The following is a 19,043-nucleotide window of genomic DNA, read 5'->3' as shown; positions in this document are numbered from 1 at the left end:
GGGCGCGGCCCTCATCTCCACCGCGAGGGAGTGCATCATGGATTTCACGGGCAAGGTCGCGCTGGTCACTGGCGGCGCATCGGGCATCGGGGAGGCCGCGACCCGCGCCTTCGCCAAGGCCGGCGCCAAGGTGGCCTTCACCTACATTTCCAGCGGCGCGGAGGCGAACGCGCTGGAGAAGGAGATCGCCGGGGCCGGCGGTCAGGCCCTCGCCATCAAGGCAGACCTGACCAGGCAGGACGAGACCGATGCGGCCTTCGCCGCCGTGGTGCGCGCTTTCGGCACGGTGGACGTGGTCTTCACCAATGCCGGCGGCATCCTGCAGCGCATCGGGACGATCGAATCCTCGCTCGACCTGTGGCAGCGCGCCTTCGACCTCAACGTCATGTCGACCTACCTCACCTGCCAGGCGGCGGTGAAGATCATGGCGGAGAAGAAGTCGGGCGCCATCGTCACCATGTCGTCGCTGGCTGCGATGGACGGCGGCGGTCCCGGCGCCCTGCACTATGCCTCGTCGAAGGGCGCCATCGTCACCTATACGCGGGCGCTGGCGAAGGAGCTCGGACCGCTGGGAATCCGGGTGAACGGCGTCGCCCCGGGGCTGATCGACACGCGCTTCCACGTGCAGTTCAACACGCCGGAGGGACGGAAGGCGGCGGTGGAGGGAACGCCGCTCCGGCGCGAGGGCACGGCGGAGGACGTCGCCAACCTCGTGGTCTTCCTCGCCTCCGACAAGGCGGCGTTCATCACCGGCGAGACGGTGCAGATCAACGGCGGCCGCGGGCTCTACTGAGGCGGTCGGATCCTCGGCGCCTCACTCTTGTGTTTGCCGATGCCCCTCACCCTACCCTCTCCCCGCATGCGGGGAGAGGGGGCATAAGCGTCGCGTTTGTCGGGGCGAGGGATGCGCCGGGCATCGGGGTCGAGGATTGGCGCGACGTCGACGTTCCCCTCTCCCCGCATGCGGGGAGAGGGTTGGGTGAGGGGCGGGATCGACACCCGTTTGATTGACCCTCCCTGCCCTCAAGAAGTGCGTCCTTCGAGGCTCGCTTCCGGACGATGCTGGCGCATCGCCGGGGGCTCGCACCTCAGGATGAGGACGGTTGAGCCTCGCCCCCGGGAAGAAGGATGCTCAAACGTTCGGCTTGGTCAGGCGTCGTGCAAGGCACCACCCACCCTCATCCTGAGGTGCGAGCCGCCGGCAAAACGCGAAGCGTCTTGCCGGGCGAGCCTCGAAGGACGCACTTCCGCCGAACAGGGCGACCGGTCTCCTCATCGAAGGCAATGAACCTCAGATCGTCACGCCGCCATCCACCACCAGGCACTGGCCGGTCATGTAGGTCGAGGCCTTGGAGCCGAGATAGACGGCGGCGCCGGCGATCTCGTCGGTATCGCCGATGCGGCGCAGCGGCGTCTCGCGCTCGCGGGCCTCGCGCGCCTCCTTGTCCTCCCACAGCGCCTTGGCGAAATCCGTCTTGATCAGGCCGGGGGCGATGCAGTTGACGCGGATGTTGTGGCGGCCGTGCTCGTGGGCGAGGTTGCGGGCGAGCTGCATGTCGGCGGCCTTGGAGATGCAATAGGCGCCGATCACCTCCGAGCCGCGCAGGCCGCCGATGGAGGAGACGATGATGATGGAGCCCTCTTTCCGCTCGATCATCTCCGGCACCACCATCGAGATCAGCCAGTTGTTGGCGACGATGTTGTTGGTGAGGATCTTGCCGAAGGCGTCGTCGGTGATGCCGGCCATCGGCCCGTAATAGGGGTTGGAGGCGGCATTGCAGACCAGCACGTCGATGCGGCCGAGCTGGGCCCGCGTCTCGTCGACGAGGCGCTGCAGATCATCCTTCGAGGAGATGTTGGCCGGCACGACGATGGCGGTTCCCGCCCCGTGCTTCGCGTTGATGGCGTTCGCCACCTCCTCGCAGGGGCCGGCCTTGCGCGAGGAGATGACCACCTTGGCGCCGTGCTCGGCCATGCGCTCGGCGATGGCCCGGCCGATGCCGCGCGAGGACCCGGTGATGACGGCGACCTTACCCGTCATGTCGAAGAGATTCATGGCGTTTCCTCCTTTGCTATGGTTTGCCGGCCTTCCCGGCTCGAGCCGTTCGTCATCCCCGGCCGACTGAGCGGAGCGAAGGAGGGGAAGGGGATCCAGGAGTCGACACGCGAGACCGCGAGGCTTCGCTGCAAAGACTGGACCCCTTCCCTCGGCCTTCGGCCTCGCCGGGGGTGACGCGGAGGAGCGTCAGGCCGCTACGCGGGGATGGTGACCGCCCCGCCTCAATGGTTGGCGTACTTGCCCATCTCCATCCGCGCGATGGAGCGGTTGTGCACCTCGTCTGGGCCGTCGGCCAGGCGCAGGGTGCGGATATGGGCGTAGGCCTTGGCGAGACCGAAGTCGGTGGTCACGCCGCCGCCGCCATGGGCCTGGATGGCGTCGTCGATGACCTTCAGGGCGATGCGCGGCGCCGCCACCTTGATCATGGCGATCTCGAGCTTGGCGACCTTGTTGCCGACCTTGTCCATCATGTCCGCCGCCTTGAGGCAGAGGAGGCGCGTCATCTCGATGTCGATGCGGGCCTCGGCGATGCGCTGCTCCCACACGGACTGTTCGGAGACGCGCTTGCCGAAGGCGACGCGCGACTGAAGCCGCTTGATCATCTTCTCCAGCGCCATCTCGGCGACGCCGATGGTGCGCATGCAGTGATGGATGCGGCCAGGTCCCAGGCGGCCCTGGGCGATCTCGAAGCCGCGGCCTTCGCCGAGGATGAGGTTGCCGGCGGGAACGCGCACGTTCTCCAGCAGCACCTCGGAATGGCCGTGCGGCGCGTCGTCGAAGCCGAAGACCGGCAGGTGGCGCAGGATCTTCACGCCGGGTGTGTCGAGCGGCACGAGGATCTGCGACTGCTGCATGTGCTTGGCCGCGCCCGTGTCGGTCTTGCCCATGACGATGGCGATCTTGCAGCGGGGATCACCGACGCCGGAGGACCACCACTTGCGGCCGTTGACGACGTAATGGTCGCCGTCGCGGCGGATGGAGGTCTCGATGTTGGTGGCGTCGGACGAGGCCACTGCCGGCTCGGTCATGAGGAAGGCGGAGCGGATCTGGCCGGCCATGAGGGGGCGCAGCCACTGCTCCTTCTGCTCTTTGGTGCCGTAGCGGTGCAGAACCTCCATGTTGCCGGTGTCCGGGGCCGAGCAGTTGAAGACCTCTGAGCCGAAGCCGACGCGGCCCATCTGCTCGGAACACATGGCATATTCGAGGTTGGTCAGGCCGGCGCCGTGGAACTCGTCGTCGTCATGCTCGGCGGAGGGCGGCAGGAAGAGGTTCCAGAGCCCTTCGGCCTTCGCCTTGGCCTTCAGTTCCTCGAGCACCGGCACGACCTGCCAGCGGTTGGAGCCGAAGCCCTCCATCTGGGCGTCGTAGGTGGGGATCGCCGGATAGACGTGGGCGTTCATGAAGGCGATCACGCGGTCGCGCCAGTAGCGCTGGCGTTCGGACATCGAGAAATCCATGGACTTCCTCCTTTGTGGATCGTTTGCGGTCAGGATGGGGGTCGGGCGAGGCTGTGCGAGACGAGCCCCATGAATTCGGCGCGGATGCGGGCAAGATCGACGCCCTCGGGATCGAGCACCCACTGGGCCATGATGCCGCGGAGCGCCGCGGAAAGGATGAGCGCCTGGGTGCGGGCGTCGATGTCGGGACGGATCTCGCCGGCCTCGATGGCGCTGGCGATGAGGCGGCCGAATTCGGTGGCCGAGTCGCGGTTGAAGGTGGCGACGGCCTCGGCGAGGGCCGGCTTGTGCGCCGCGCCCATCAGCACGGCGATATAGGCGCGGATCTTCACCATGCCGACGGAGGTCCGCGCGAAGGAGGCGTCGATCGTCGCCATCAGGCGGGCGAGGCCCGTGGTGCCCCGCAGGCGCTCGCGGCGCTGCTGGGTGAACTCGTCGTGGATGGCCTCCGCCATGGCGGCGAGGAGCTCGTCCTTGGAGCGGAAGTAGTGACCGGCGAGGCCGCGGCTGTAGCCGGCGCGCTCGCCGGCTTCCGCCAGCGTCAGGCCGTCGACGCCCTTGTCGGCGACGATCTCGGCGGCCGCCGCGAGGACGCGGCTCTCAGCCTCGGCGCGCCGCTCGGCCTGGGTGCGCCTGCGGCGGATGGCGACCGGCTCGGAGGAGGCGCCCGCCTCCCCTTCCACCCGCATCGCCTTGCGCGGTGCCGCGCCCATTCCGTCGCCTCGCCGTCATGTTATTTGCTTGCGCGCAAACAAATAACATGTTCGACCTCCGGTCAAGCGGGAACCGCGCCGTCTGGCCGGATGGGGGATGGTTCAAGAGAAGCGGCGCGGCCTCAGCCCGGCATGGAACCAGGTGATCATGGAATAGATGTCATAGACCGGCAGCCCAACCGCCTCGGCGAGGGCGGCGGCATAGGGCGGCATGTTGGTGCATTCCAGCACGATGGCGCCGACCTCCGGATGGCGGGCCACGAGGTCGCGGCCGGCGGCGACGATGTCGGCCTCCGCCAGGGCGACGTCCATGTCGGTCTTCTCGGCCTTGATGAGGACGCGGAAGAACTCGCGGCCGCTCTCGGTGCCGGCGAGCGGCACGTCGCGCGGCACTCCCGCGGCATCGAGATGGGCGGGCGTGAGGGAGCTGCGGCTGACCGTGATGACGCCGACGCGCTTGCCCGGCGGCAGGGTCGCCTGCACCCAGGGCACCTGCATCAGCGAGGAGGTGGCGACCGGCACGTTCACGGCCTCCGCCAGTTCGCGCTGGAAGAGGGAGAGGAAGCCGCAATTGGTGGTGATGGCTTCGGCGCCGAGATCGACGAGGTCGCGCGCCGCGGCGATGAAGTCCGGCAGGAGGCCGCGGGCCCCTTGCAGCACGACCCGCTCGGGATCGGCGCCGCGCACCACCTTGAACAGCACGGGGAACGGCCAGGTCGTGCCGTTGCCCATGTCGCCGGGAATGCGGGGAAAGCGCGCCTCCAGCATGAGGATTCCGAGCGGCGCGCCGTAGATCGCCTTGCCGCCGCGGGCGATGCGCGGGGCCGTCACAGCGCGTCGAAGCGGATGGGGTGGGCGCCCTTCAGGAGGACCAGCCGGCCTAGCGGATGGACGTTCTCCAGCCCCTCGACGATGGTGAGGAAGTGGTTGCCGGCGAGCTGACCCGCCTTGGAGGCAAAGCAGACCGGGCCATAGGCCATGAGGATCTCGGTCTCCGACACGCCGCCGGGATAGAGGATGATCTGGCCGGGCGCCGGATAGCTCGTGGCGTTCTCGTAGTCGACGCCGAAGTTGAGGTCGCCGAGGGGCATCCAGACGCCCTCGCCGCTCCAGCGCACGTGGATGATCTCCGAGATGAAGGGCAGCGCCTTCTCGAAGGCGGCGCAGGTCTTCGGCGCGGCCTCGGTCTCCAGCTTGGCGACGAAGGTGTAGGGGCCGGCGGTGATCTTCAGTTTCTTCATGGGGAGGCTCCGAAAGGCGGGGCGATAAGTGCATGGCCGCCGCGGCATAGGCAAGCGGCAAAGCGGGCGGTTGTGCCGCGGGGCGGGATTGCCGCAGACTTCGCATCGAGCCGCGCGACAGACGCGGCGCGGAAGATCGGGGGGCCAAGGCATGGCGCGGATCCGCGTGGGGATCATCGGGCTCGGCAATGCGGTGGAGCCGCATGCCAAGAGCCTCCTCGACCTGTCGGACAGGGTGGAGGTGGCGATCGTCGCCTCGCGCAGCGAAGACAGGCTGAAGGCCTTCGCCCAGCGCTTCGCCTTCCCCATGACCACGGACATCGAGGGCGTGCTCGCCAGCCGCGACATCGACGCGGTGTGGATCCTGACGCCGCCGAACTCGCACCTCGAACTGGTCAAGCAGGCGGCGAAGGGGCGCAAGCACGTGCTGCTGGAAAAGCCGCTCGACATCAGCCTCGACCGCGCCGGGGCCATCGTCGCCGGCATGAAGGGCTCGGGCCTTACTCTCGGCGTGACGCTGCAGCATCGCTTCCGCCCGGCTTCGCTCAGGCTGCGGACGCTCCTCGCCGAGGGCGCCCTCGGCGTCATCGGCGCGGCGAGCTGCAGCGTGCCGTGGTGGCGGCCGCAAGCCTATTACGACCAGCCGGGACGCTGCACGATGGCCCGCGACGGCGGCGGCGTGCTGATCACCCAGGCCATCCACACGCTCGACCTGTTCCGCTCGCTGGTCGGCGACATGACGGTCACCGCCGCGACCGCCGCGACCACGCCCGTCCATCGCATGGAGACGGAGGACTTCGCCGCGGCGCTGGTGCGGCTCGGCAACGGTGCGCCGGGCGTCATTCAGGCGACCACGGCGGCCTATCCGGGCGGCGAGGAGCGCATCGAGGTCATGGGGACGGCGGGAACGGCCTGGCTCGCCGGCGGCAATCTCCGGGTCGCCTTCATCGACGGCCGCGAGGAGGTGGTGGTGCGCCAGGAGGGACCGACCGGCGGCGGCGCCAACGTGATGGACTTCCCCCACGACTGGCACAGGTCGCTGATCACGGATTTCCTCGACGCGATCAAGGAGGGCCGCGATCCCGTGGTCTCCGGCGAGGAGGCGCTGAAGAGCCAGGAGCTCATCGCGGCGATCCTGGAGAAGGCGGGCTGGCGGGCGGCGGGGTGACGGCAGCTCTTCACGGCTGGCGATCGATGAGACCGTTACCCCTCACCCTGCCCTCTCCCCGCTTGCGGGGAGAGGGGGGCGACAGCGTCGCGAGTCCTTCTCCGCCGGCTGGGCCTGGCCAAGCGTTTCAGACCCGCCGGGACGTCAAAGTCCCCTCTCCCCGCTTGCGGGGAGAGGGAAGGGTGAGGGGCCCGTGCCGCACCTCACGCCTCGCGACATTCGTCCCCTCACTTCAAATCCTTGAACCCCTTGCCCTCGGCGGCGAGCTTCTCCAGCAGCGCGGAAGGCTTGAAGTCGGCGCCGTGGCGGCCCTCGAACTCCTTCATCACCTTGAGCACCTCGGGCAGGCCCACCGTGTCGCCGTAGAACATCGGGCCGCCGCGATAGACCGGCCAGCCGTAGCCGTTGATCCAGACGATATCGATGTCGGAGGCGCGGATGGCCTTGCCCTCCTCGAGGATCTTCGCGCCCTCGTTGATCATCGGATAGATGCAGCGCTGCAGGATCTCCTCGTCGGAGATCTGCCGGCGATTGATGCCCTTCTTGGCCGCGAGGTCGAGGATGATCTTCTCCGTCACCGGCGAGGGTTTCGCCACCCGGTTCTCGTCGTAGTCGTAGAAGCCGGCGCCGGTCTTCTGTCCCCTGCGGTCCATCTCGCAGAGGATCTCGCGCGGGGTCTCGCCCTTCGAGGTCTCGCGCGACCAGCCGATGTCGAGGCCGGCGAGGTCGCTCATGGCGAAGGGGCCCATGGGCAGGCCGAAATCGTAGAGCACGCGGTCGACGTCCCAGGGCATGGCGCCCTCGAGGATCAGCTTGTTCGCCTCGCGCTGGCGCTGGGCGAGCATGCGGTTGCCGACGAAGCCGTGGCAGACGCCGACGAGCACGCCGACCTTGCCGATGGTCTTGGCGAGGCCCATGGCGGTGGCGATGACGTCCTTGGCGGTCTTCTCGCCGCGCACCACCTCCAGCAAGCGCATGACGTTGGCGGGCGAGAAGAAGTGCATGCCGATGACGTCCTCCGGCCGCTTCGTCATGGCGGCGATCTGGTCGACGTCGAGATAGGAGGTGTTGGTGGCGAGGATGGCGCCCGGCTTGGCGATGGCGTCGAGCTTGCCGAAGACCTCCTTCTTGATCTCCATGTTCTCGAAGACCGCCTCGACGACGAGGTCGCAGTCGGCCAGCGCCGAGAGGTCGAGGGTGGGCGTGAAGCGGCCCATGCGGGTCTCGACGTCGGCCATGGAGAGGCGGCCGCGCTTGGCCGTGTTCTCGTAGTTCTTGCGGATCACCGAGAGGCCGCGGTCGAGGGCCTCCTGCTTCGTCTCGACGATGGTGACGGGGATGCCGACATTGACGAAGTTCATGGCGATGCCGCCGCCCATGGTGCCGGCGCCGATGATGCCGACCTTGGCAATTGTGCGGGTGGGCGTGCCTTCCGGCACGTCGGGGATCTTGGCGGCCTGGCGCTCGGCGAAGAAGACGTAGCGCTGGGCGAGGGACTGGGTGCCGACCATCAGGCGCATGATGGTGTCGCGCTCGAACTTGAGGCCCTCGTCGAAGGGCATGGAGACGGCGGCCTCGACGCACTGGATGCAGGCCTCCGGCGCCTCGAAGCCGCGGAAGCGGCGGGCATTGGCCTTGCGGAAGGCGGCGAAGACGGCGGGGTCGGCGCCGAGCTTGTCGGCGCGGTCGCGCACCTTCTTCAGCGGGGCCGCATCGGCGATCAGCTTCTCTGCGAAGGCGACGGCGTCGGCCTTCAGAGAGCCCTCGCCCACGACCGCGTCGACAAGGCCGTGGCTCGCCGCTTCCGCCGCCTTCATCGGCTCGCCGAAGGCGATGACCTCGAGCGCCCGCTCGACGCCGACGAGGCGCGGCAGGCGCTGGGTGCCGCCGGCGCCGGGCACGAGGCCGAGCTTGACCTCCGGCAGACCGAGCTTCGCCGAGGGGACCGCGACGCGGTAGTGGCAGGAGAGCGCGAGTTCGAGCCCACCGCCGAGCGCCGTGCCGTGGATGGCCGCGACCACCGGCTTGGGGCAGGCCTCCAGAATGGCGTTGACCTCGTTCAGCGGCACGCCCTTCGGCGGCTTGCCGAATTCGGTGATGTCGGCGCCGGCGATGAAGGTGCGGCCGGCGCAGTGGATGACCACCGCCGTCACGGCTGGGTCGGCGCCCGCCTTCTGGACGGCCTCGGCGATGCCGGTGCGCACATTGGCGGACAGCGCGTTGACCGGGGGCGAATTGACGGTGACGACGGCGACACGGCCCTCGGTGGCGAGATCGACGACTTCGTTGATGGCGGTCACGGGCGAACTCCTGGCATGGCGATGAAGAGAGCGGTCAGCGCGGGCGCTGGCCGGCGAAGGGAAGCGTGGAGGACAGGCCGCCATCGACGGGGAAAGCCTGGCCGTTGACGTAGCTCGCCTCGTCGCTGGCGAGGAAACAGGCCATGGCGGCGATCTCCTCGGGCTGACCGGGGCGGTTCAGCGGGTTGAGCTGGCCGAGCTTTCCCTCGCTGCCGCGCTTGCGGGCATGGTCGAAGATCGGGACCGTCATGCCGGTCTCGATGAGGCCGGGGCAGACCGCGTTGACACGCACGCCGGTGCCGTAGAAGGCGTTGGCCGCCGTCTGGACGAGGCTGATCACGCCGGCCTTGGAGGCCGAATAGGGTGCGCCGCCGGCATTGGCCTTGAGGCCCGCAACGGAGGCCGTGCAGACGATGGCGCCATGCCCCTGCGCGATCATCAGCGGCGCGACCTCACGAATGGCCAGGAAGGGGCCGATGAGATTGACCCGCAGGATCTCCTGCCAGGTCTCCACCGTGAGGTCGAAGAAGGGCGTGAGACCGCCGGAAATGCCGGCATTGGCATAGATGGCGTCGATGCCCCCGAACTCGGCGACGGCGCGCGCGACATAGGCCTTCACCTCCGCCTCGGAGCCGGCATCGGCAGCCATGGCGACGGCGGTTGCGCCGGTCGCGCGGATCTCCGCCGCCACCGCTTCGACCGCCTCGGCCGAGCGGTCGACCAGGAGCACCGAGGCTCCTTCCCTGGCGAAGAGGCGGGCGCTCGCCCGGCCGATGCCACTCGCCGCACCGGTGACGATGGTGCGCCTGCCCTGAAGCCTGCCCATTGCGGTCCTCCCGAGACCTTTTCTCGCCCGGTTACCGGGCCTTGTCCTCAGCCTCCCAGGCCGACAGCACCGCGCGCATGGCGGTGACGAGGGCGAGGGGCTGGTCGATCAGCACGTGATGCTGCGCCTCCGGAATCTCGATGAAGAGGGAGCCCGCGGGCGCCTGGCGGCGGACATAGGCCTTCACCTCCTCGGGGAAGAGCACGGAATCGGAGCCCCAGGTGATGGCAAGACGGCATGTCGCGGCGGCGAGGTCCTCGGCCGGGTCGCGGCGGGTCATGCGCGACCACATGAAGGGGTCGAAGCGCCAGGTCCAGCCGGAGGTGCCGTCGGCCTTCTTCACCTCGCGCAGCGAGCGGCGGGCAATGGCGTCGACGACGTAGAGATTGTCGGCCGGTTGCGCCGGCATCAGCCGGAAGCGGGCCAGCGCCTGTTCGAAGGTGTCGTAGACGATGGTGTCGCGCGGCTCGCGGGAGGGAGGGCGGCCGAAATCGCGCTTCGCCCGCATCTCCTTCGACAGGAAGGGCGAATCGATGGTCATCAGCCCGCCGATGCGCGCGCCGTGGGTGGCGGCGAAGGCCATGGCGGGGAAGCTGCCGAAGGAATGGGAGACGACGACCGGCTTGACCGGCCCCTCGTCGAGCCCCGTCGCGGCGATGGTGGCGAGCATCTCGCCCATCAGGTCGTCCATCGTGTAGGCTGGTCGCCAGTCGGTGCCGCCCATGCCCGACCAGGAGGGGGCGACGACGCGATGGGTTTCGGCGAAGAAGGGCGCGAGGTGGCTCCACCAGTCGGCATGGGCCGAGCCGCCGTGGAGCAGCAGGAGGCCCGGCTTGCCACGCTGCCCCCAGGCGAGCGTCTCGATGGTGACGCCGGCGCCCTGGTGGGTGAAGCGCTCGGGCTCGACCGCCAGCGCCTTGTCGAACCAGGCGGGGGCCGGGGGCTTTGCCCCGGCGAAGGCGGCCAGTGGGGCGGGGATCGGCTCACTGGCCATGCGGAAGTCCCGGTGAATGAAGGTCGCGGCCAGCATTCACCCCGCACCCGGCCCTCGCAATAGGCCGAACGGCAGGAGCGGAATGCGGCCGCGACAGGGTCGAGGATCAACCGGCCTTCTTCAGGTGGCCGAACATGATGGCGCGGGCCTCTTCGTCCATCTGCGCCTTGAAGGTGAAGCGGTCCTTCAGGGCCACGGCCCGCGCCGCGGCGGGACGCGCGGAGACGGCGTCGAGCAGTTTCTTGACGTTCGGATAGCGCGCCCAGGCGTCGTCGCCGAGGACGAAGGGGACCATGCGGATCCAGCCCCACAGCGCCATGTCGACGATCGAATAGGCATTGCCCACCATCCAGTCGCGGCCGGCGAGATGGCCCTCCACCACCTTCAGGTGGCGGTCGGCCTCGTACTGGTAGCGCTCATGGGCATAGGGCACCGGCTCGGGGGCGAAGTGCCTGAAGTGCACCGCCTGGCCGAAATAGGGACCGATGCCGGTGGCGACGAACATCAGCCAGGACATGAGTTCGCCGCGCGCCTTCGCATCGGAGGCGGCGGGGAGGAACTGGCCGGTCTTCTCGGCGAGATAGAGCAGGATGGCGTTCGAATCGAAGACGACGGCGTCGCCGTCGACGATGGCCGGAACCTTGCCGTTGGGATTGATGGCGAGATAGTCGGGCGCGAACTGGGCGCCGGTGCGGGTGTCGACGGCGACGGGCTCGTAGGGAAGGCCGCTCTCCTCGAGGAAGAGCGCGACCTTGGTCGGGTTGGGCGAGCCGTTGAAGTAGAAGCGGATCATGGGGGGCCTTTCGGGGGGCTTTCGCTCAGCCGGCAGACATGGAGAGGGGCGGACCGATCTCGTCCGGGATCGGGCAGACATAAGGCGTCGCCTTTGTCCGCCGCGCAAGGTCGGCCTTGGCGGCGGCCATGAGGTCGGGGTTGGTGAGCACCGCCGCACCGGTGGCGGCCATGGCCTTGGCCACCTGCACCATGGCCTTGTGGGCGGCGGGCATCTTGCCCTGGGCGACGACCTGCCAGGTGTGGAAAGGCGTGCCGACGGCGACCGTCGGCGCATGGGCCTGGACGGTGGGAACGACCCAGCTCACGTCGCCGACGTCGGTGGACCCGATCAGCGGGTTGCGCTTGGCATTGAGCGGCACGGTGAAGTCGGCGAGCGGCCTGTCCTCCGGCTCGAGGCCGATGGTGCGATAGACGCTGGCGATGTCCTGGGGGGTGAGGGTCGCCTGGATGCGCTGGGCGAAAGCCTTGTCGTCCTCGTCGAAATGCGGCGGGCCGAGGTCCTCCATGATCGCCTGAAGCGCCTCCTCGAGCGGCGTGTTGCCGACGATGTTGGACACGGCGGAGATGATCTTCATCTCCATCTTCGTTTCGGTCATGAGCGCGGCGCCCTCAGCGATCTTGCGCACGCGCGCGACGAGCTCGAGCATGCCCGGCAGGTCGCGGGCGCGGATCGAATAGCGCACGCGCGCGTGGGCCTGCACGACGTTCGGCGCGATCCCGCCGGTGTCGAGCAGCGCGTAGTGCACGCGCGCGTCGGAGGGCATGTGCTCGCGCATGTAGTTGACGCCGACGTTCATCAGCTCGACCGCGTCGAGGGCGGAGCGGCCGAGATGGGGCGAAGCGGCGGCGTGGGAGGCCTTGCCGGTGAAGATAAAGTCGGCGCGGGTATTGGCCAGCGACAGCGGCGGGGCGACCTCCCACCAGCTTCCCGGATGCCAGGTGATGGCGACGTCGGCGTCGGAGAAGGCGCCGGCGCGCACCATGAAGGCCTTGGCCGCGCCGCCCTCTTCCGCCGGGCAGCCGTAATAGCGCACGCGGCCGGGAAGGCCGTTGGCGGCGAGCCAGTTCTTCATCGCCGTGGCGGCCAGCAGTGCCGCCGAGCCGAGGAGGTTGTGGCCGCAGCCATGGCCGTGGCCGCCGGCCTCCACCGGCCGGTGCTCGGCGACGCCCGCCTCCTGGCTGAGGCCGGGCAGGGCGTCGTATTCGCCGAGGAAGCAGATCACCGGCCCGCCCTCGCCCGCCTCGCCCATGACGGCGGTCGGGATGCCGGCGACGGCCTCGGTGACGCGGAAGCCCTCGGCCTTCAGTTGCGCCGTGTGCTCGGCGCAGGAGCGGACCTCGGTGTAGCAGACCTCGGGCATCCCCCAGACGCGGTCTGAGAGTTCGATGAGGCGGCCTGATGCCGCGTCCACCTGCCGCCACAGGTCGCTTCGGTTGTCCATGATGCCCTCGAGGGTCGATTGGGAAGCGCGCATATCACTGCCGTGGCGCAGCGAAGTCCAGCGCGAGGACGCATGGCGGGTGCGTGGCGGACGCGAACGCCGTCCGAGGCTCCGCCCGTCATCCCCGGCCGAGCGAAGCGAGGGGAAGGGGATCCAGGGGCCGAAGGGCCCGGCCGCGGAACGGCCCAGGCTCAGACCCGACGCGGAACTCGTCCTCGGCCCCTGGACCCCCTTCCCTCGCCCTGCGGGCTCGCCGGGGGTGACGGGAAGAGTTTTCGGTCAGCTGTGCGGAGGCGGCGCGACGGTGAGGCTCAATCCACGAACCGCGGGGCCCGCTTCTCCATGTTGGCGGCGATGGCCTCGACCTGGTTGGGCGAGCCGAGGATGGCCTGCTGCTCCACCGATTCCATCATCAGACCCTCGGCCGGGCCGACCACCGTCGCGGCATTGAGCAGGCGCTTGGCGGCGCGGATCGCCGCCGGGTTCTTCGCCGCGACGTCGCGCGCCGCAGCGAGCGCCGCCGCCCGCGGGTCGGCCTCGATGCGCGTGACGAGGCCGAGGGCCAGCCCCTCCGCGCCGGTCACCACGCGGCCGGTATAGGTGAGGTCGCGCACCACGTCGTCGCGGCAGAGATGGCGCAGGAGCTGGGTTCCGGCGACGTCGGGCACGAGGCCCCACTTGATCTCCATGATCGAGAGCTTCGCATCCGCCGTGGCGAAGCGCAGGTCGGCGCCGAGCGCCACCTGCAGGCCGCCGCCATAGGCGACGCCGTGCACGGCGCAGATGACCGGAATGGGCAGCTCCCGCCAGCACCAGGCCGCATATTGCGGCCGGTTGGCGATGCCGTGGGTGCGGGTGACGAGGTCGGAGAGCGAGCGGTCGCCGCCCGACTGCATCGCGGCGAAGGAGCCGAAGTCGAGGCCGGCGCAGAAGGCCCGCCCCTCGCCGGAGAGCACGGCGGCGCGCACGCCGGTCGTGTCGCGGACGAGAGCCGCCGCCTCGATCAGCGCGTCGAACATGGCGTGGTCGAGCGCGTTCATCTTGTCGGGACGGTCGAGCCGGATGTCGGCGACGCCGTCCTCGATGGTGACGGCGATGCGGTCGCGAATTCGGGTGGTGGTCATGGCAAGGCTCCTCGGCCCATTGTGGGAGAGGCCCGGGACGGGTTGAAGCCGGCCGTTCGGGAGGCAGCAGGGAGGAATGCTCCGGCCCGGCGCGGGGCTTCAGCCGGCGACGACCGCCTGGAGCATCGGGGCGAGATCGCCGCGCAGCTCCACCCTCACAGCGTCCAGCCCCAGCCATCGCGCCATCAGCCCGAGTTCGGCGGCCAGCGGCTCCGCCACGGCGGCGGCGTGAGCGCCCGCTTCCAGATGCGCGGCCTGGACGACCAGGCGGCTGCCGCCGCGGTCGGCCTTGAGGTCGACGCGTGCTGCCAGCGTGTCGCCGAGCAGGAAAGGCAGCACGTAATAGCCGTGGGAGCGCTTGTCGGCCGGCGTGTAGATCTCGAGGCGGATGCGGGCGCCGAACAGGGCCTCGGTGCGCTCGCGCTGCCAGACGAGCGGATCGAAGGGCGCGAGCAGGGCGCGGGCCTCCACCCGGCGCGGAATGCGCGCCTCCTTCGCCAGATAGGCCGGGTTGCGGAAGCCCGCGACAGTGACGGGGACGAGGTCACCGCTCGCGACGAGTTCGGCCACCGCCTGGCGGGTGCCGGCGACGCCGAGCCGGTAATAATCGCGCAGGCAGCGCTCGGTGGCGATGCCGAGCGCGACCGACGACCGGCGCACGAGGTCCCGGACGGCGTCGGCCTCCGGCGGGGTCGGCGCCTCCACCACCGCCCGCGGCAGGACACGTTCGGTGAGGTCGTAGACCCGCTCGAAGGCGCCGCGACGCGTCGCGGTGGTGACGACGCCGGCCCAGAACAGCCATTCGATGGCGCGCTTGCCCTCCGACCAGCCCCACCAGCCGCCCTCGCCCTTGTGATCGTGCGACAGTTCGCCGGCCGCCTTGGGTCCCTCGTCCGCGATCTCCCGGCGGACGTCCTCGATGAGGTCGGCGCGCTCGCGGCCGAATTCGGCGAGGCCGGTATAGATCCCCTCCCCCCGCCGCGCCCGCTCCATGCGCCAGCGGAACAGCGGTTGCAGACCCACCGGCAGATAGGAGGCCTCGTGGCCCCAATATTCGAACAGGGACCGCCGGCGCCCGGCATAGGCGAGCGCGTCGAGGTCGGCGGTGTCGTAGGGACCGAGGCGGGAAAAACCCGGCAGGGTGTGGGCGCGGGCCACCACGTTGACCGAGTCGATCTGGATAACGCCGAGGCTCTCGGCCATGCGCTTCAGATGGCGGCGCTCGCCGGTATGGCCCTCGCGGCGCGACAGACCGGCGAGGTCGAAGCCCTGGGCGGCGACGGCGATGCGCCGGGCCTGCCGGAGCGAGAGCTTTTCGGGACGAGGAGACATGGGATCACCCTAGCGGCACGGCCCCGGCATAGGCAGGGGATAGATGGCGAGCCACCCGAAAGCTGGCAGCATCGCAGCGCGCCGGCAAAGCCGCATGCCGGCTGGCCTTGCGCCCCGCGCGGCTGCCATGCCGACAGAATCCGGCGGGCCCCTTGTCCCCGAAGGTCGGCCCGGGGTTAATCTCGCCGCCCGTCATCGAAACCGCCGAGGATCACGCCATGAACCGGACCCAGCCCCTGACCCGACGCCCCCTCGGCGGCACCGGCCTCTCCATCGCCCCGCTCGTCTTCGGCGGCAACGTCTTCGGCTGGACGGCGGACGAAGCCACGTCTTTCGACCTGCTCGACCGCTTCGTCGATGCCGGCTTCGACGCGATCGACACGGCGGACGTCTATTCGGCCTGGGCGCCGGGCCATGTCGGAGGCGAGAGCGAGACGATCATCGGCAAGTGGATGAAGGCCCGCGGCGCCCGCGACAGGATCACCCTCATCACCAAGGTCGGCTCGCCCATGGGCGAGGGGAAGAAGGGGCTCTCGGCCCGCTACATCCCCGAGGCGGTGGAGGCCTCGCTCAGGCGCCTGCAGACCGACGCCATCGACCTCTACCTGTCGCACTGGCCGGACCCGGAGACGCCCTACGAGGAGACGCTGGCGGCCTATGAGAAGCTGGTAAAGGCCGGCAAGGTGCGGGCCATCGGCTGCTCCAACCTGGACGCCGACCAGTTGAAGGCCTCGCTCGCCGCTGCCGCGGCGAACTCCCTGCCACGCTACGAGGTGCTGCAGCCCGAATACAATCTTCACGACCGGGCGAAGTTCGAGGGTCCGCTGGCCGATCTCTGCACGGCCGAGGGGATCGGCGTGATCACCTATTTCTCGCTCGCCAAGGGATTCCTCTCGGGCAAGTACCGCTCGGAAGCCGATCTGGGAAAGAGTCCGCGCGGCGAACGCGGCGTCCGGCCCTATCTCACCGAGCGCGGCTTCCGCGTTCTCGCGGCGCTGGACGAGGTGGCCGAGGCCCACGGCGCCAGGCCGGCCGAGGTCGCCGTGGCCTGGCTGATGCACAAGCCGGCGGTCACCGCCCCCATCGCCAGCGCCACGACGCGCGAGCAGCTCGAGAGCCTCGTCCGCTCCACCTCGTTGTCCCTGGGGGCGGCGGACATGGCGAAGCTTGATGCCGCGGGAGCGCTTTGATCCACGGTTCCGCTGCGGGAAATAGAGGAACGTTGCGGATCCATGCCAGTGACGGGAAACGGCTGCGCCGCCCGCGCATGTCCCCTCCCTTGTCTTCCCCGCATGTCCGGTGCAGAAACGTCGCGCAACACTTTGTCGCGGGCGCGAGCCGGCGCGAAATGTTGTTTTCGACTTGGAGTGCCACCGCCCTCCAGCGTTTTGATCACCGGCAGGTCACCGAGGCTCGCCGGCAAAGCTCTTTCCCGACTGCGATATGCCGCTCCGCCATCTTCTCACCGGACTGGTCTGGCTGGTCGCCCTTGCGGCGGCGGACCCGTCGCGGGCCGAATGGCGGGTGCGGGAACTGCAAGAGACCAGCGGGTCGGGACCGGCGATCGAGATCTCCTACCGCAGTTCCGGCGAGCGGCTGACGCTGCTGTGCAGCGCCGGCGCGGCCTTCGTCTCCTTCTCGCCCGGCTACCGCCTGCCGGAGGTGCCGGAAGGCCTGTTCGAGGGCTCATACAGCGTCGACAACGGGCCGCCCAAGCCGATCCGCTGGCGTGTCACCCGCAATTCCGCCTTCGTCACGGCGCGCTTCGCCACGCAGTTCCTCGCCGACATCGCCGAGGCGGCCCAGGTCTTCATCAAGTTCCCGGCGGTCGAACAGACCTATGACGTGACCGCCATCTCCCGCCATGCGCGCCGGCTGAAGGCGATCTGCCGGCTGGGCGAGTGAGGCCGCTCGGCGAGCAAGGCGGGCGCATCGTCTCCATCTCGTTTACCACGGCGATGACCAGCGTCTGTTTCACTGTATCGATTAGGAGATTGTTGAAGCGCAGCCTCTACCGCTGGGGAAACCGCCGCAAGTTCATGAGCCCCCCATGTCCCCCAAGGTCCTGCGCCAGACGCTCACCGCCTTCCTTGGCAATGCGCGGCGCGACACCTCGGGCGTTGTCGCGGTGCTCTTCGCCATCTGCGCCGTTCCCCTGCTCCTCGCGGTCGGCGTCGGCATCGATTTCTCGCGGCTGTCGGCGGCCCGCACCGCGGCCCAATCGGCGGCCGACGCCGCCGCGCTGGCGGCGGCCTCCTCCCGGCTGGAGACCGAGACGAGCATGAAGCTGGTGGCGGACGGCCATGCCACCGCCAACCTGCGCGGCACCAATGCCGACGGCTCGCGCGTCACCCAGTTCGCCTATCGGCCCGATCAGCGGGAGGTGACGCTGAAGGTCAGCGGCACCATCGACACGACCTTCATGGCCCTGGCCGGCATCCAGCGCCTCGACTACGAGGCCGAGGCGCGGGCCATCCGCGGCCTCAACGGCAAGACGGAACTCGTCCTCGTTCTCGACAACACTTGGTCGATGTCGGGCGACAAGCTGGTGGCGCTGAAGCAGTCGGCGGAGGAGCTCGTCACGACGCTGAAGCAGGATCCCGACGCCGACGTGAAGATCGGCGTCGTCCCCTATGCCGACTACGTCAACGTCGGCACCGCCAACCGCAATGCCAGCTGGCTGAGCGTGCCGGCGGACTATGACGTCACGAGCCAACGCACCTGCGTCACCAAGACGACGCGGTCGGTCTGCACCCGTGGAGCCGCGCGGACCTGCACGCGGGTGATCGACGGACGCTCGGAGACCTATGACTGCACCCCCTCGACCTGCCGGGACGAAACGGTTCCGCCCTACCAGTCCTGTTCGGGCGGCGGCACGACCCGCTACCGCTGGTACGGCTGCGTCGGTTCGCGCACCACCGGCACGCTGCGCCTCAACGACACCCAGCCCTCGGTGCGCTATCCCGGCTATCTCGCCACCAGCCAGAACTGCCTGAACCCGATCGTGCCGCTGACGTCGAGCCAGTCGACGGTGACGACGGCGATCCGCGGCATGGTGGTGAACATCGGCAACTACAAGCCGTCGACCTATATCCCCGCCGGCCTGATCTGGGGCCTCAACGTGCTCTCGCCGGGCGCGCCCTTCGCCGAAGGCGCCGCCTACGATCCGGCCAACCGCCGGCCGCGCAAGGTCATGGTGCTGATGACGGACGGCGCCAACACGCTGCGATTCAACGCCGCCGACGGACGCCACCTCGCCCCCAACGGCAACGCGGCCAACCAGGCGAGCCAGATCGCGCAGACCTATACGGACATGAACGCCATCTGCACCTACGCCAAGCAGCAGAACATCGAGATCTTCACCGTCGCCTTCGACATCTCGAACGACCCGACCGCCTCGGCGGCCATGCGCAACTGCGCCACATCCCCGGCTCACGCCTTCGATGCCCGCGACCGCCAGTCGCTCTCGGACGTGTTCAAGAACATCGCCCTGTCGCTCCAGAACGTGCGCATCACCCGCTGACGGGTCGGTGCACTTTTTTATCGAAGGGCCGGGAACCGACGGCGGCGTTGCGCGTTATGATCGCGCGAT

The 19,043-nt window shown here is 69.3% G+C and carries 17 protein-coding genes; 5 read left to right on the top strand and 12 right to left on the bottom strand.

Annotated elements, in window-relative coordinates; translation table 11 throughout:
- Nucleotides 1–37: 37 nt before the first annotated feature.
- Nucleotides 38–793, top strand: a complete 756-nt coding sequence (locus tag C6569_RS00770; RefSeq protein ID WP_106747053.1) for an SDR family NAD(P)-dependent oxidoreductase — start codon at nt 38–40, stop codon at nt 791–793.
- 498 nt (nt 794–1,291) lie between these two features.
- On the opposite strand, the gene C6569_RS00765 is transcribed toward C6569_RS00770, so the two are convergent.
- From C6569_RS00765 to C6569_RS00745, 5 genes are all read right to left on the bottom strand, one after another.
- Nucleotides 1,292–2,056, bottom strand: coding sequence for an SDR family NAD(P)-dependent oxidoreductase (locus tag C6569_RS00765; protein WP_106747052.1), 765 nt, complete (start codon nt 2,054–2,056; stop codon nt 1,292–1,294).
- 224 nt (nt 2,057–2,280) lie between these two features.
- Nucleotides 2,281–3,516, bottom strand: coding sequence for an acyl-CoA dehydrogenase family protein (locus tag C6569_RS00760; protein WP_106747051.1), 1,236 nt, complete (start codon nt 3,514–3,516; stop codon nt 2,281–2,283).
- Between the two features lie 29 nt (nt 3,517–3,545).
- A complete protein-coding gene (locus C6569_RS00755) occupies nt 3,546–4,229 on the bottom strand; it encodes a TetR/AcrR family transcriptional regulator (RefSeq protein ID WP_106747050.1) in 684 nt (227 codons plus the stop codon).
- A gap of 102 nt (nt 4,230–4,331) precedes the next feature.
- Entirely contained in the window at nt 4,332–4,997 is a 666-nt protein-coding gene (locus C6569_RS00750) for an aspartate/glutamate racemase family protein (protein WP_106750825.1), read from the bottom strand.
- Between the two features lie 59 nt (nt 4,998–5,056).
- Nucleotides 5,057–5,470 carry a DUF3830 family protein gene (locus C6569_RS00745; protein ID WP_106747049.1) on the bottom strand — a complete coding sequence of 138 codons (414 nt, stop codon included), beginning with the start codon at nt 5,468–5,470 and terminating at the stop codon, nt 5,057–5,059.
- 151 nt (nt 5,471–5,621) lie between these two features.
- Between C6569_RS00745 and C6569_RS00740 the strand changes: the two genes are divergently transcribed.
- Nucleotides 5,622–6,638: a Gfo/Idh/MocA family protein gene (locus C6569_RS00740; protein ID WP_106747048.1), complete on the top strand. Its 1,017-nt coding sequence runs from the start codon at nt 5,622–5,624 to the stop codon at nt 6,636–6,638.
- 227 nt (nt 6,639–6,865) lie between these two features.
- Here the strand turns inward: C6569_RS00740 and C6569_RS00735 are convergent, their stop codons facing one another.
- From C6569_RS00735 to C6569_RS00705, 7 genes are all read right to left on the bottom strand, one after another.
- Nucleotides 6,866–8,929 (bottom strand): 3-hydroxyacyl-CoA dehydrogenase NAD-binding domain-containing protein, encoded by a 2,064-nt coding sequence (locus C6569_RS00735; protein WP_215905810.1) that lies wholly within the window; start codon nt 8,927–8,929, stop codon nt 6,866–6,868.
- A gap of 43 nt (nt 8,930–8,972) precedes the next feature.
- Nucleotides 8,973–9,764, bottom strand: a complete 792-nt coding sequence (locus C6569_RS00730; RefSeq protein WP_106747046.1) for an SDR family NAD(P)-dependent oxidoreductase — start codon at nt 9,762–9,764, stop codon at nt 8,973–8,975.
- Between the two features lie 31 nt (nt 9,765–9,795).
- Entirely contained in the window at nt 9,796–10,758 is a 963-nt protein-coding gene (locus C6569_RS00725; protein WP_106750824.1) for an alpha/beta fold hydrolase, read from the bottom strand.
- 106 nt (nt 10,759–10,864) lie between these two features.
- A complete protein-coding gene (locus tag C6569_RS00720; protein WP_106747045.1) occupies nt 10,865–11,551 on the bottom strand; it encodes a glutathione S-transferase family protein in 687 nt (228 codons plus the stop codon).
- Nucleotides 11,552–11,576: 25 nt separating this feature from the next.
- The gene (locus C6569_RS00715; RefSeq protein ID WP_106750823.1) at nt 11,577–12,995 is read right to left on the bottom strand and encodes a M20 family metallopeptidase; all 1,419 of its coding nucleotides are present in this window, start codon (nt 12,993–12,995) and stop codon (nt 11,577–11,579) included.
- Between the two features lie 311 nt (nt 12,996–13,306).
- Entirely contained in the window at nt 13,307–14,104 is a 798-nt protein-coding gene (locus tag C6569_RS00710) for a crotonase/enoyl-CoA hydratase family protein (RefSeq protein ID WP_106750822.1), read from the bottom strand.
- A 114-nt stretch (nt 14,105–14,218) separates the two neighbouring features.
- Nucleotides 14,219–15,451 carry a winged helix-turn-helix domain-containing protein gene (locus C6569_RS00705; RefSeq protein ID WP_106747044.1) on the bottom strand — a complete coding sequence of 411 codons (1,233 nt, stop codon included), beginning with the start codon at nt 15,449–15,451 and terminating at the stop codon, nt 14,219–14,221.
- A gap of 236 nt (nt 15,452–15,687) precedes the next feature.
- On the opposite strand from C6569_RS00705, the gene C6569_RS00700 reads away from it, so the two are divergent.
- The 3 genes from C6569_RS00700 to C6569_RS00690 all read left to right on the top strand — a co-directional run bounded on the left by C6569_RS00700 (nt 15,688) and on the right by C6569_RS00690 (nt 18,974).
- The gene (locus C6569_RS00700; protein ID WP_106750821.1) at nt 15,688–16,641 is read left to right on the top strand and encodes an aldo/keto reductase; all 954 of its coding nucleotides are present in this window, start codon (nt 15,688–15,690) and stop codon (nt 16,639–16,641) included.
- A gap of 253 nt (nt 16,642–16,894) precedes the next feature.
- Complete coding sequence (locus C6569_RS00695) at nt 16,895–17,356, top strand: hypothetical protein (RefSeq protein WP_106747043.1); 462 nt, start codon at nt 16,895–16,897, stop codon at nt 17,354–17,356.
- Between the two features lie 145 nt (nt 17,357–17,501).
- Nucleotides 17,502–18,974, top strand: a complete 1,473-nt coding sequence (locus C6569_RS00690) for a pilus assembly protein TadG-related protein (RefSeq protein WP_106747042.1) — start codon at nt 17,502–17,504, stop codon at nt 18,972–18,974.
- Nucleotides 18,975–19,043 lie beyond the last annotated feature (69 nt).

Source organism: Phreatobacter cathodiphilus, assembly GCF_003008515.1.
GTDB lineage: Bacteria > Pseudomonadota > Alphaproteobacteria > Rhizobiales > Phreatobacteraceae > Phreatobacter > Phreatobacter cathodiphilus.
The sequence above is the reverse complement of the archived record's forward strand: the minus strand, read 5'-3'. Positions and strand labels throughout refer to the sequence as shown.